11 protein-coding genes are annotated in these 12,935 nt (G+C 64.8%); 4 read left to right on the forward strand and 7 right to left on the reverse strand.

Going from position 1 to position 12,935, the window contains the following annotated elements:
* Window positions 1-6: 6 nt before the first annotated feature.
* From U2H20_RS07330 to U2H20_RS07355, 6 genes are all read right to left on the reverse strand, one after another.
* Window positions 7-315 carry a hypothetical protein gene (locus tag U2H20_RS07330; protein WP_430591641.1) on the reverse strand — a complete coding sequence of 103 codons (309 nt, stop codon included), beginning with the start codon at window positions 313-315 and terminating at the stop codon, window positions 7-9.
* Window positions 308-1,003: a WXG100 family type VII secretion target gene (locus U2H20_RS07335; protein ID WP_430591642.1), complete on the reverse strand. Its 696-nt coding sequence runs from the start codon at window positions 1,001-1,003 to the stop codon at window positions 308-310. Before U2H20_RS07335 ends, U2H20_RS07330 begins: the two co-directional genes overlap by 8 nt.
* Before the next feature lie 80 nt (window positions 1,004-1,083).
* Window positions 1,084-1,377, reverse strand: a complete 294-nt coding sequence (locus tag U2H20_RS07340) for a WXG100 family type VII secretion target (protein ID WP_430591643.1) — start codon at window positions 1,375-1,377, stop codon at window positions 1,084-1,086.
* A 343-nt stretch (window positions 1,378-1,720) separates the two neighbouring features.
* Window positions 1,721-2,605 carry an FHA domain-containing protein gene (locus tag U2H20_RS07345; protein WP_430591644.1) on the reverse strand — a complete coding sequence of 295 codons (885 nt, stop codon included), beginning with the start codon at window positions 2,603-2,605 and terminating at the stop codon, window positions 1,721-1,723.
* Between the two features lie 192 nt (window positions 2,606-2,797).
* Complete coding sequence (locus U2H20_RS07350; RefSeq protein WP_430591645.1) at window positions 2,798-7,138, reverse strand: FtsK/SpoIIIE domain-containing protein; 4,341 nt, start codon at window positions 7,136-7,138, stop codon at window positions 2,798-2,800.
* Between the two features lie 64 nt (window positions 7,139-7,202).
* Window positions 7,203-8,279, reverse strand: a complete 1,077-nt coding sequence (locus U2H20_RS07355; protein ID WP_430591646.1) for an Ig-like domain-containing protein — start codon at window positions 8,277-8,279, stop codon at window positions 7,203-7,205.
* Between the two features lie 116 nt (window positions 8,280-8,395).
* On the opposite strand from U2H20_RS07355, the gene U2H20_RS07360 reads away from it, so the two are divergent.
* The 4 genes from U2H20_RS07360 to U2H20_RS07375 all read left to right on the forward strand — a co-directional run bounded on the left by U2H20_RS07360 (window position 8,396) and on the right by U2H20_RS07375 (window position 11,187).
* Entirely contained in the window at window positions 8,396-9,145 is a 750-nt protein-coding gene (locus U2H20_RS07360; protein ID WP_430591647.1) for a hypothetical protein, read from the forward strand.
* The gene (locus tag U2H20_RS07365; RefSeq protein ID WP_430591648.1) at window positions 9,121-9,909 is read left to right on the forward strand and encodes a hypothetical protein; all 789 of its coding nucleotides are present in this window, start codon (window positions 9,121-9,123) and stop codon (window positions 9,907-9,909) included. Before U2H20_RS07360 ends, U2H20_RS07365 begins: the two co-directional genes overlap by 25 nt.
* Window positions 9,910-10,036: 127 nt before the next feature.
* Window positions 10,037-10,642, forward strand: a complete 606-nt coding sequence (locus U2H20_RS07370; protein ID WP_430591649.1) for a hypothetical protein — start codon at window positions 10,037-10,039, stop codon at window positions 10,640-10,642.
* Between the two features lie 5 nt (window positions 10,643-10,647).
* Window positions 10,648-11,187: an RNA polymerase sigma factor gene (locus tag U2H20_RS07375; RefSeq protein ID WP_430591650.1), complete on the forward strand. Its 540-nt coding sequence runs from the start codon at window positions 10,648-10,650 to the stop codon at window positions 11,185-11,187.
* Between the two features lie 93 nt (window positions 11,188-11,280).
* On the opposite strand, the gene U2H20_RS07380 is transcribed toward U2H20_RS07375, so the two are convergent.
* The gene (locus U2H20_RS07380; protein WP_430591651.1) at window positions 11,281-12,855 is read right to left on the reverse strand and encodes a hypothetical protein; all 1,575 of its coding nucleotides are present in this window, start codon (window positions 12,853-12,855) and stop codon (window positions 11,281-11,283) included.
* Between the last annotated feature and the right edge of the window lie 80 nt (window positions 12,856-12,935).

Genomic DNA, 12,935 nt, shown 5'->3' on the forward strand with positions numbered 1-12,935 from the left:
GTCTGCTCAGCCCATCTCGCCAAGTGTCGTGTTCCACTGCGTATCGAGCGCAGAGGAGGCAGCCTCGTAGGTTGCCTTCGCGGTTTCGACCTGCGCGCGCAGTGACTCTGCCTGCAGAGACAATGCACTCGCGGTGGTCTCCCACGATGAAAAGTTACTGATGAACGCGCTGAGGGCCGGGCCCTGCCAGTCGTTCGGAAGCATGTACGCGAAGCCCGCGGAACTGGTGCGCAGCGCGTCGCAGTACTGGACGAGCCCGGCGAGGGTGTCTTCGAACCCCTGCAGCTCAGTGGTGTCTGCCTTCTGCTCAGCCATTCTCTGCTCCTGCGTTGTTGAATTCGCTGAAACCGTCGGTGTCGATCGTCGCCTGGTCTTCGAGCGTCTGCATCTCGCCAGGGTTCATCGAATCGACGTCGGGGTCGTTGCCCTCGGCGAAGTACGGGTTGTCGAGGTCCGGGCCGTCGGCGCCGTTCAGGAACGGGCTGTTGTCGTCGGTCTCGTTCGTGTCTGCGGGGCCGGTGCCATTGTTCGCCCCGCCACTTGCGCGGCGACCTGCGACTCCGAAGGATGCGCCACCACCTTGGCCGCCGGTGTCACCCTGGTAGTTCCGGCCGAAGTAGGCAGCCATGTCTTCTGCCCGGCCCTCACCGATGTCGACGCGACGGTTGAAGCCCGAGGTCGCTCGGCTCATTGCGCTGAAGTCGCCGTGCTGGTCTGCGAAGGAGGTGCGGACACCGGATTCGTTGGTCGTGTAGCTGTTGTCGGCGGCGATCAGTTTTGCTTGCAGGTCGGCCAGCGCCTGCCGGACGATCGCAGCTTGCGCATTGAATGTCGTCCAGCCTTCGCTGAACGACTCTGCGTCTTCACCAACCCATCCCACGTTCACGGTGCTCTGCACCGTCGAGTTCACGGAACTCAAATTCGTGTCGAACGTCGTGATGACATTGCCGATCAATGCCGCGACTTCGCTGAGCGAATCTGCCCGGACGTTGAAACTGACCATCAAAACCTCTTACGCAGGGGATGAATTGAAAAGTTTGTGGGGTTGCCGGCGCGCGAAGGCGCCGGCAACCGGAACGGTTATTAGCCGTTGAAGGTGTTGGCGATCGAGTTTTCGCTGTCCTCGTACGACAGTGCAGCCTGGTTCAGCAGGTCGCTGATTCCCTGCAGTGATTCCTTCAACTGCAGACCAGCCTGGTCCCACTGCGTGTAGAGCTCGTTAAAGCTCATCGACGCAGAACCCTGCCAGTCACCGCTGATCAATCCTTCAACGAGCGACTTCAGGTTGGACAACTGCGATTCGATCGACTGTGATCCCGACGAAAGTTGACCAGCAACGCCCGCGAGCGAATCAGAAGTGACCTTGATTTCTGCCATGACTTCCTCCATTTGAGTTGGCAAGTATTCAGTGACGACATCAAGCTCACCCGCAAACCGAGGCTCAAACAGGCGAACTGACTTCATCATGCTAACCACAATGAGGGCCAATGATCCTGGGAGTTTCATGCGTTCTCGCCCGGTATTCCGGGCCGAAAATCCCAGTGACTGCCCAGTGGTTTCGCCGCAAGTTCGCAGGCAATCAACAGGGTCGGAGGCGTGATCCCAGTGCTGGCGCGAAATACGAAATGGGGGTCACTCACTGCGTTGCGTAATGCGACAGCGCGGCGATTCAGAATCGCGCACGGCGCGTTCGCAGGAACCTCGGAGGTTCGGGCGAGATCTAATTGGCGGGCTGCAGGTCCATGCTGAGATCGCCGATCCACACTCGGTCTCCCACGGCAACCTGAACGCGGTCTCCGGCGCTGGAGAGGGGCATGAGGCGACCAGCTCGTTCGACGCTGGAACCGTTGCTGGAGCCGGCATCGCCGACCGTGACCACACCAGCGGAAACTTCGAGGTACAGGTGCACTCGCGAGATCGATCGGGTGTCGTCGAGGACCTCGATCGACTGCGCGCCCATGTTGAGCGCGGTCTGCGCGGGCTTTCGCCCGATCACTGCTTTTCCGCTCACTCGGACCTGCTGACCGGTCGAGAACTTCAAGACGACCGCTTCGACCGCGGTGACCGGTCGGGCAGTCGGCTGTGCGGGCGGCATCGACTGTGGGATCGCACTCGGCTGCGGGACAGAGGCCTGGACGGGCGGCTGCTGCGGCGCGGCAAGGGGTTGCGCCTGGGTCGGCTGTTGCGGAGGGGCTGGTTGTTGCGGCGGGGCTGGTTGTTGCAGAGGCGTTGGCTGTTGCGGCGTTGGCTGCGGCACCGAATGCTGCTGCGGGACGCTGGGCTGCTGGCCTCCGTGCTGCGGTGCTGCGTGCTGCGCAGCGGGTTGTTGCGCAGGCGACTGCTGCGTTGCCTGCTGGTGAGCAACTGCCGCGGGCGGAGGCGATTGGGTCCAGGGGGCTGCCCCTGGCAGCGGCACCGGCGCTGAAGGGGCAATGGGTCGCGAATCGCGTGCCTGCTGCGCCGCCTGCTGCTTCGGCTGCGCGGGCGCGTCGAACTGCGATGGCACGGGTGGACGCGACTGCTGGACGAGCTGCCCGCATTCCAGGCAGAACATGCTGTTCGGCTGCAGCGTCGCGTCACAGTATGCACATCGAGCAGAAACCACAACCGACTCCTTCAAAGGATGAGCCACGAAACCGCGACTCCGAAAGTCTAAAACCTGGACGATCGCTGAACCCTAGCGTTCGCTGAACCTCTGGTCCGCGAACCCCAGACCCGCTGAACCCCAGGCCCACCGAACCTCAGGCCCTCCGAGCCCCAGGCCCACCGAACCCCGCGTTCGCTGCGCCGTCCTCGTCTACTGCCGAATATCCGGTACTCGCACCGGAATCCACTCGGAGCCTGTGTACAGCACGCCGCCTCCGGCGGAACTCTGACCGAGCATGAACTTCGGGATCGGCGAACCGACCGCCTGCGTTCCGAGCATCGCGGCGATGGGGCGCAGCACGATCGCGTGCCGAGCTCGCTTCGCCTCTGCGAACGCCCCGCCGAAGAGCGTCGAGACGGCATCGGATTCGGCCGATGCGATGAAGACGGCTCGGTGCTTGACCCCGGCCAGCGCGTGCTCGAGCGGCGCGTTCTTCAGCTGCTCGGCGTCATCCACGACGATCGTGATCTTCCCCTCGAACTGCGCGAGCACTTCCTGCAGGCCGTCGGGCGCAGTCTCGGATTCGCGAATGATCGGCACCTTGTGGCCCTCCGCGACCTCGGTGAGCACGGAGGCACGCGTTGCCACGACGAGCACCGGGATCTTGTTCCACGCCATCTGGTGCACGATCGCCGCGAGCGCCGAAGAGCGCCCGGAACGACGGGGACCGGTGACGACGAATCCACCTGCGTCTGGCCAGTCGAGGGTGTACTTCGACAGCTTGTCGCCACCGACACCCACGATGGGCAGCTCGGATTCGAGACCAGGGGCGAGCGGCAGATCGTAGGCCGCCGAAAGCGCCATGTAGCTCGGGAGCGGGTCGACGTGGAAGGGCTGCGGCAGGTTTTCGAGCTGCTCGAACTTCGAGAAGTGGTCGTGCACGAACTCGACCGTGCGACGGAACGCTGCGGTCTGCGCTTCACCACTCGTGTCGCGATCGAGGACGGCCAGCTGCGCTTCAGCGGCTTGCGGCCCAAAGAGCGCGCGGCCGGGCTGCAGGTTGAGCGGGATGTCTTTCGCGATGATCCCCGCGGTCCGGTAATCGTTGATGTCGCGCATCGGGAGCACATACTGCGTGTCGATGAAGGCTGCGACCTTGTCGCCGCCAACGCCCCGGTCCCCGGTCATGAGGACGCGAACACCGACTGCAGGACCTTCACGCAGGATGCGCATCATCTGGTCGCGGAAGATCACGAGCTGATCGGGGTTCATGCTGGAGAGCATTCGCTCCCAACCGTCGAGCGCGAGCACCAGGTACGGCAGCGCTTCGTGCGGTTCGGCCTTGCGACGCTGCTCGTTGATGTTGCCGACACCGGCTGAGGAGAGCGTGGTCTGCCGAGCGGAGAGCTCTTCGAGCAGGCGTTGCACGAGTCGCGGGAGCCGGTCGGAGTCGAGCGCCGTGATCACCGCGCCGCAGTGTTGCACGTCGGCGAGCGGCAACAGCGCACCGTTCCCGAAGTCGAGCGCATACAGGTGGAGATCTGCGGGCGAGAATCGCTGCACCAGTTGCGCCAGCGTCGTACGGAGCGCGGTCGTTCGCCCGGAGAGCGCACCACCCATGAAGAGCAGGTGCGAACCCGAGGCGACATCCCAGGTGAGCGTTCGTTGCGACTGCTCTTCCGGTACGTCCTCGAGGCCGAGCAGAATCTCGGTCGCCCCGAGGTTCTCGCCCTGCATCTTTTCCAGCGGCAGCACGGTCGGGAGCGGCAACAGCCACGGTGACGGGTTCTTCTGGATTCCGAGCTGGTTCGTCGCGGCGGTGACCAGGTTGACGAGCGCGCGCAGGTCGGTGTCGTCGTGGTCGGTATTGGTCGAGTGCGAGGACTGCGCCTTCGGATACTGCGCCGGGAATCCGAGCGATTCCCAGTCGAGCGGCGCCTTCGGCGGCACGGTCGAGAGCACGCGCTGCGTTCCCGGACGGATCCCGGCAACGCGAGCGGTCTGGAATCCAGCCGGCATGGCAGAGGGCCCGAGCCGCACGTAGCCGCGACCGGGCGTCGAGGAGCTGATCAAGGCGGCTTCGGACGAGCCGATGATGTCGGAGGAGTCGGCACGGTCGGTCACTCGGAGCGCAACGCGAAGGTTGATGTTCGACTGCATCTCCGCGGTCACGACACCGGAGGGTCGCTGCGTCGCGAGCACCAGGTTGACGCCGAGCGAACGCCCGACTCGAGCGATACGCACGAGACCGTCGATGAACTCGGGAAGTTCGGTCTTCAGCTCCGCGAACTCATCGATCACGATCATGAGCCGCGCGAGCCCGCGGCGGGCTGCGGTCTCCGTGTCGCGAGCCCATGCGCTGTCGACGTCTTTCGCACCCATATCGCGAAGCACACGTTCGCGACGTTTGAGTTCGGCGTCGAGCGAGGCGAGCGCACGCTCGGTCTCTCGCGCGTCGAGGTTCGTCACCATACCGACGGTGTGCGGCAGGCGCTCACAGTCGGCAAATGCGGAGCCACCCTTGTAGTCGACGAGCACGAAGTTCAGCGCATCGGGGCGGTTCGCCATGGCGAGGCTGATGACGAGCGCCTGCAAGAACTCGGACTTTCCGGAACCGGTCGTTCCGGCGACGAGCGCGTGCGGGCCGTCCCTCGAGATGTCGAGCGCGAACTCGCCATCGGCGTTCGCGCCGACGACGACGAAGGTGTTTCGAGGCGAACGCTGCCAGCGCTGCACGAGCACTGAGGGGTCGTCGAGGTCGATGCCGAGCAGATCGACCATGCGGACACTCGTCGGCAGCATTGCCTCATCGCCGACGCCACTGACGTGCTGCAGCGAGCACAGCGATCGAGCGATCTCCTCCGCCTGATCGACGGAAACTCCATCGAGCAGCACCGTCGGGTAGTAGTCGGCGGAGGTTTCCAAACGAGCCAGTGAAGCATCGACCGGGTCGATCGAGACGACGCTCTTCGCTTCTTCCGGCAAGCGGGCGCGGTCGGAGTCGAGGGCAAGGATGTGGATCCCGAATTCAGCGCCGTGTTCGAGCAGCGGCACCATCCCGGGCAGCATTCGGAACCGCCGGGCGCCATCGACCACGATGATGAGGTCCGTGTCAAAGGTGATGCCTCGCTGCCCAGCTGAACGCATCCGGGTTTCGAGCAGCACGGCAGCTTCGCGCAAGCGTTCGCGTCGCGTGTCTTCGGTGTTGCCGATGAGGGCCGGGACCGCATCGCTCATGTGGGCGTGCGGGAGCCACTGCATCCAGCTCCACTCCGCTTTCGAGTCGTCGTCGCAGATCACCATGACCTCGGCATCACGCGGCGATCGGAGGGTCGCGAAGGAGGTCAGCATCGCGCGGGCAGTGTTCCGAACGGCATCCAGTTGCCCGGCGATCCCGACGACGCCGGTTCGGAAGTCGACGGGAACCGATGCTGGCGCAACGCCAACGCGTCGTGAGCTGCTCCTGTCTTTTCCGCCACCCTCGAAGGCGACATCGAGCGCGACGTCGGTCACCCCGACGCGCAGCTGCAGTGCGTCGTCGTCGTTCTTCCGACGTTCCCAAAGCCTTGAGAGCGGTTGCACCGCGATGTCGCGAATCACCACCGGGTCAGGGTGGCGGTACCAGGCGGTGAGGCGCTGCTCTTTGACGAGCCCGGCGATCCGCTTGCCCGCCTTCTTGATGTCCTCGATCCACTGCGCCTCGGTCTTGAGGCCCTTCTTCTTTGCGAGTTTCTTGTTCGTTAGAAAGGAGCCAATGACCATGATCGGGCTCGCCGCCGCCATCATGAGCATGATCGGGCGGTTGAAGACGAAGGCCATCGTGACACCGAGGATCACCGGGATCACGGCGGAGAGCCACGGCAGCGGCGACTGGTCGGCGTCCTCGGGCTTGTCACCGGGCAGCGGCACCACGGGCTGCTTCTTCGACGGCTCGATTCGCGAAGGGCGGTTGAAGCCGCGAGCGCCAGGAGAGTCGGTCGTGAGGTCGGCGTCCGATGCCGGTGCGACACCGATCCGGAGAATGCTCGACCCGATCTGCAACAGGTCGGCGGGCACGATCTCGTGCGGACCGTCGATCGCTTCACCATTGACCCAGACGTCTGCTTCTGCCGAGGCGGGGGTCACGACCGCCCGCAGCGGCGTGCGACGACCAGTGGTCTCGTGCACTTTGGAGGCTTCGATCAGGAGGGTCGCGTGCACTTCGAGCAGCGCGGCATCGGCAATGCGCACGTGCGCCGCAGCACCTGAACCAAGGCGGATCGGCGATTCCGGTTCGACACGAACGGTCTCGCCCGCGAAGGGGCCGCCGACGACTTCGAGTCGAAGCGTGCCCGGGCTGAGTGTTGCGCGTCGGATCTGCGGGATCACCTGACCGGAGAGCAAGCCGGACTGCCCGATCGGCGTCGAAGCACTCACATCGGCGAGGACACCCGGTGCGACTCCGATCGATTCGGCGACTTCGCCGACCGTTGTCGCATCGTCAACCTTCAGCAGCCAGGATTTGGCCTCGGAGCCCGCCATCGGCTCCTTGAATGTCACGCGGAATGCCATGGCATGTCCTTTCGCGGTTCGTCGACGTGCGCGCTCAGCGCTCGTGTGATGCTGCTCTTGTCGTTCACTCTGCACCCAATCGGTTCAGCATGACGGTAAACGCTGCAAACGCGCCGCCGTTGGAGGCTTCAGCGTCTTCGGCGGGCGGGATCTTCGGGACGATCGACGTCGTAACGCTCTCGTCTTTGCCGTGCGGGCGGACATCGGCGGGCACGATGCCGATGGTCGGGAGTTCGCCGGCCTCGGCCACGAGGGTGACGCTTCCCGTCGCCTGCTCGCCGTCAGCGCCCGCGACATGGTAGGAGAACTGGTCGACCGCAGCTTCTTCGAAGGGCACGTATTGCACGGCGCCGTCGCCAGTGCAAATGACAGTGCCGTGGATCGCGGCACCGCAGCCGACGACTCGCACGGAACTCGGATCGTCGGAGACCACGAGCGGCGGCAACTGCAACGAGGTCGAATCGGCTGCGAACAGCTGTGCGTACACGCTCTGCGCGATCAAGGGCTCGCCGCCGGGTCGATAGACGGGGATCTCCACGGACGCCGGCTGCGACCAGGTTCCGTAATCGTCAGCGAATCGCACGCCGATCGTCGCAGCGCCCACGAACCCCTGCGCGGGCCGGAACACCAGGTGCTCGGAGGTCACGCCCACCTCACCGGCCTCAGCGGGTTCGACGCCGAGCACTTGCACCGCTCCGCCCTCGACACACACGACGCATTCGATCGCGAGATCACTGAGCGGCAGCAGGAACACCGAGCCCGCGGCAACCGGGAACCGGTAGCTGGTGAGCCCGATGGTCGGCGCTTCCGGTGGCGCGAGGGTCACGAGATACTCGATGACGAGGCTCGTCACACCGTTCGAGAGCGGCACCGGAATGGTGACGCCATTGAAGTCAGGCTCGTAGGCGGTCGCCGCGAAGTCGATCTGCTCACTCGTGCAAGCGGTGACGAGATCGCTCGCCGCCAGAACGGGCGCACAGTCGGTGATCAACCAGCCTTCCGCGGGCTTCGTGTTGGTCTCACCGAGGTATGGGATTTCGACCGCATTCGGGCCGCTGTAGGCGCCAGCGAGCGGGACGTTGCCGAGCAGGAGCATGCCGGAAGCGAGGATGAGCGCGGCTCCACGCAGCAATCGACGCATCGCTATTCCTGTCAGTTCGCACCCAGCAAGAGAACCGGGTCCCGGGACTACTATGGTAGGCGGCTTCCAGGTGGCGAAACCTGTGAACCCCGTCAAGAGAATTCGGGAGAGCATTGATGGCTGGATCAAAGCGTCGCGAAAAGAATTCGAGCGGACTCCCACAGACCGTGGTCGTCACTGCTGATGGCGGAGCGCAGACTCGCGCCGGAGCAAAGGCCTCGACGCAACGTCAGACCAGAGCGTCGAAGAACGGCAACGGCCAGCCCTCCAAGCAGCAATCCGGCAGGGGCTCGAATTCTGGCGCAGCCGCTTCCCAGCAGGCAGCCAACGCCGCGCCAGTGCAACCGCTCGCAGTGCTCGGCAGCGCGGCAGGGCAGACCGCCCTCATGACGAAAGAGACCACGCGGCCGCTCAGTGTCGGCGGCGGCGTCCTCCCGGAACTCGTCGAAGCAGAGGTCAAACCTCGCCCGGCATGGAAGCACCCCGCGTTCATCGTCTCCATGATTCTGACGATCCTCGCCGGCCTCGGCGCCGCAGCCTGGTTCATTGTCGGGCTCGTCACCGACGAGCAGGTCCGGGTGAGCAGCATGACGATCAGTGTGAGCTCCGGCAACGCGCACCTCGACTGGAGCGGGCCCGACGCCGAGTACAGCCTCTTCGCCGTGCAGGGTTCTGGTGAAGTGCTCGACCTCAGTCAACTGATTCGAGGAAGCGAAGCCTGGATCCCCTCGGCGCTCGGCTTCTACGACAACGACACCTGCTTCGTGGTCCGCTCGACGAGTGAGACCGCGACGGTCTCCTTGAACGCCGAAACCCTCGCCAATCAGGGCGGAGCGAGTGCATGCGTGAACAACGCCGACCGCTGAGCTGGCGGCTCGGCGTCGGCGTGGTCGCCATCGGCGCGGTCGTCGCCCTGAGCGGATGCCGCCCCACGCCTCCACCCCCTGCCCCACCGGAACCGAGCGACGTCGATCTCTCGCAGTTCTCCGAGAGCGACCCCACGAGTAACGGCCTCTGGCTCCTCGATGGCGATCGCGCAGCCGACCAGATCAATCGTGCAGTCGCCGAGGCGGGCAGCGCCTCGATCGAAGGAACCTTCACCGAACTGGTGGTCGTCGACCCCGAGCAGCCTCCCGTCAACGGGCGCACCGTCACCATCGCATACGACGGCACCCCGGAGCGCATGACGGCGAAGATCAGCGCGGGGAACATCGCGATCGATGTCGTCGTGCTCGATGGGCGGACCTACGTGCAAGGCAACGACGTCTACGCGCAGCGCACCGGAATCCCGGAATTCGCAGAAGGCTACGTATGCACGAATGCCGGCGAAGCATTGCTCTCCGAGTGGTCGCCGATGTTGAATCCCCGCGAACTCATCGAAACGCTCCTGGCCGGTAGCGACTCGCTCTCGGTCATGCCACCTGCCGAAGAGGGCGAAACGCTCGACGTGATCGTCGGCTCGGGTGACGCACCGGTCGGCAAACTCGTCGTCGAAGGCGTTGGGGCACCGCTCCCCTCAGCATTCACGGCCGGCGACTCTTCCGGCAATAGCAGTTTCACCTTCACCGCCTGGGGAGAAAGCCCCGAGGTCAGTATTCCGGAGAACATCGCACGGAGCTGCGACTCCTAACCCGCTCTCTCGCGATGCCGACTTGTTTCGGATCAATGTGCGGCGCTGTGTCACACTTTGACTCGAACCGGCCATTTCCTCATTGACGACGGATGGTCCGTCGGCAGCGATTGAATGGAACGCCATCGTGCAACAGCCAACCATCGATGAAATCCTGTCGGGTTCTCGCCCACACTTCACGCCCAGCCTCGCGACCGAGGCAGCCCTCGACGCCCTGGTCCTCGAAACGAGAAGCGGTGCCTCGAAGAGCCCGAGGAATCGCCGCCGCGGGCTCTGGCTCGTTCCGGCTTCGGTCCTTGGCGTCGCCGCGCTCACCGCAGGTGCTCTCGTCGTCGACCACTACACTCGCGTCGAACTGCCCGTGGCGATCGAGTACACCTCACGCTCCGGCGAGTTCGTGGAATGCACCGCCACGATCCAGGGCGGATCCTTCTTTTCTCCAAAACCCGAAGCAGTGATCGACTACTACACGAACCACGACTTCACCGGGGTCGGTCAGCAGATCTACGAGTACGCGCTCGTGCTCTCGGGAGAGGCTCCCGGCTCTGCCGAAGTGCTTCCCGATTCCGTCGCATGGCTTCCCGACGAGAACTTCGAACCCTATTCGTTCCCGGAGGCGTTCTCGGATTCCATGGTCTCGTTCCTCCTCATCGACGTCGTCAACGAACTCGGTCTCGGCAACGTCAGCGGTGACGCGGATCTGCGCTCGGATTGCGCTGGACAACTTCGTTGAGCACCGTGACTCGCGAAGCGCAGACTTCTGCATCGTTCGACCTCACCGCCGCGTTCCGTGCGGAGGCGGCCGGACTGCTCGGGTTCTTCATCCGCCGCGATGTCCCCATCGAGGACGCTGCTGATCTGGTCAGCGAGACGTTCCTCGCAGCATGGAAGACAAGCGGAAGGCGCACGGTCGAGCCGCACATGCTCCGAGCATGGTTGTACGGCATCGCCCGCAACATCCTCTCGCAGCATCGGCGCGGCGGTGTTCGGCGTTCGGCACTTGCAAAGCGCCTTCGCTCGACGCTCGATGGCGGGCATTCGCACGCGGCCATCCAGGCGGATTCCACGAACGAATCACTCGCAGAGCACGTTCGCGAGTTGATCGCGCAGCTTCCTGAGATCGATCGCGAAATCGTCCGTCTCGTCTACTGGGAAGAGTTCACGCAAGAGGAGGTGGCGAGCATTCTCAAGAAGCCCGCTACGACGATTCGCACCCGGCTCTCGCGTGCACGTGGCGTGCTCCGAGCACAACTCCAGGACGGCGACGACCTGCACTGACTGCCCGCTTATGCAGAAAGCCCCGGCGATTGCCGGGGCTTTCTGCATGTGCCTTCGATTGGGTCGCACGAGTGCGATCACCGCGACCGGGAGCTAGGCGGAGGTGCGGCTCGTCTCGTAGACGGCCATACGCTCTTCGTTCTCGCGATCGAACTCTGCAACCGCGTCGCGGTGCGCAGCCTTGACCTTGCGTCCGCGGCGGGCCACGATGCCGCCAACCCAGATCGGAACCTCGCGGGCGAGCACGAAGGTCAGCACTGAGAGCGGTGTCAGCAGGACTTCGGTGAGCTCAGCCGCTGAGGTGTTCGGGAGCTGCGCGTATGCGCCCCAGCCGCCGAAGTTCTCGAGCAGGTTTCCGGCGATGACCGCCGCGTAGACGAGCGCCGCGACGAGGAACCCGCCGAGGACGTGCGCCCACCACCCTGCACGATTCACGATCAGGTTCAGCAGCAGGTATCCCACGAAGAAGACCGCGACCGGAAGGATCCAGGTCGGCTGGAGCCACAACGTCTGCACCTCTGCGACCAGGTCGAAGGTGCGATCGAAAAGGAACCCGATCAGCAACATTCCACCGGCGAGCAGTGCGCCGAAGATGAGGGTCGCGAGCAGAGAGACCGCGAATCCGACCCCGCGCACGCCACGCTTCGTGGGAGGCAGTGGTGCTTCGACGAGCACGATCGGCGTGCCACCAGCGGCAGCAGCGCGGGCGGTGTCGTCGTCGACTTCGATCGCAGCGTGCTTGCGCGTTGCCGCGTCGTCGCCCGCGGGGAGGTCGACTTCGAACTCCGGCTCAGTGCTCCGCGTCGACACCGTCGGAGTCTGTGCAGGCAGTGCGCGAGTGCGGGCGAGGTCTTCCTCGGCGTCGGTGCGCTGCGCGTCGAGCGCAACGGTTGCATCGTTGACGGAGCTCTCGCGAAGCTCTCCGTCCTTGGCGGTCTCGACTCGGGTGGTCTCGTCGTTGTCGCGCGTGGAGCGAGCTGCAGCTGCACCGGCGACAGCGCTGCCTGCGGCTGCGCTTCCGGCCACGCCCCCTGCATGTGCAGCGGATGAACCGGGATCGCTCGAACGCAGCGCTGCACCGACCTCGGCGTCAACGCTCGGGTCCGCCTGCGGTGGCGCTGGACGTTGCGGCTCGACCAGGGGCGGCGGGTGCTCGTCGTCTGCGACAACGGGCATCGCCTGCGTCGCACCGAGGTCGTCATCGTGCGTGGACTCCCGCTCGGTCACGGGCTCACGATCGAGACGTGATTCGGGTTCGACGAGGGGTGCTGGCTCCTCAGCGGCGAACGTTGGCTCCGGCGCAACGACGGGCGCGGGTTCTGCAGCTGCGGTCGACTGCGCGTCGAACGCCGCGGTCGGCGCATCCTCGCGAGCGAGCTCGTCGTAGGTGGGAACGGCCTCGTCGTACGAGACGGCGCTGTCGCGCGCCGCGTCCTCCGCGGCAATATCTGCGAGGTCCTGACGCTGCTCGTTGGAGTCAGGAACACTGTGTGGTCCGCGCAGCGTCGATGGCGCGATCACGGTCGGTTCGACGATGGGGTCCTCGCTCGTCGAAGTGTCACCAAAGTCGAGGCTCGGTGATTCGTGCGCGACGTTCTCGTTGGTCTCGTCGAGAGGCTGGCCGTCGCCGTTGTTGACGCCGCCTTCGCGATTCGTTTCATCACTCATGACCGATAACTCCTTCACAATGCGGGCACTGTGCATGCCTGCTGCGCCTGCAGTCTATGGATGAGCGCGAGCTGTACCCC

Source organism: Humidisolicoccus flavus (assembly GCF_045689595.1).
GTDB lineage: Bacteria > Actinomycetota > Actinomycetes > Actinomycetales > Microbacteriaceae > Humidisolicoccus > Humidisolicoccus flavus.

Excerpts from the sequence above, each read along its gene's own strand:
- U2H20_RS07335 (WP_430591642.1), bottom strand. The coding sequence starts at position 1,003 with ATGGTCAGTTTCAACGTCCGGGCAGATTCGCTCAGCGAAGTCGCGGCA.
- U2H20_RS07350 (WP_430591645.1), bottom strand. The coding sequence starts at position 7,138 with ATGGCATTCCGCGTGACATTCAAGGAGCCGATGGCGGGCTCCGAGGCC.
- U2H20_RS07380 (WP_430591651.1), bottom strand. The coding sequence starts at position 12,855 with ATGAGTGATGAAACGAATCGCGAAGGCGGCGTCAACAACGGCGACGGC.
- U2H20_RS07330 (WP_430591641.1), bottom strand. The coding sequence starts at position 315 with ATGGCTGAGCAGAAGGCAGACACCACTGAGCTGCAGGGGTTCGAAGAC.
- U2H20_RS07360 (WP_430591647.1), top strand. The coding sequence starts at position 8,396 with ATGGCTGGATCAAAGCGTCGCGAAAAGAATTCGAGCGGACTCCCACAG.
- U2H20_RS07340 (WP_430591643.1), bottom strand. The coding sequence starts at position 1,377 with ATGGCAGAAATCAAGGTCACTTCTGATTCGCTCGCGGGCGTTGCTGGT.
- U2H20_RS07355 (WP_430591646.1), bottom strand. The coding sequence starts at position 8,279 with ATGCGTCGATTGCTGCGTGGAGCCGCGCTCATCCTCGCTTCCGGCATG.
- U2H20_RS07365 (WP_430591648.1), top strand. The coding sequence starts at position 9,121 with ATGCGTGAACAACGCCGACCGCTGAGCTGGCGGCTCGGCGTCGGCGTG.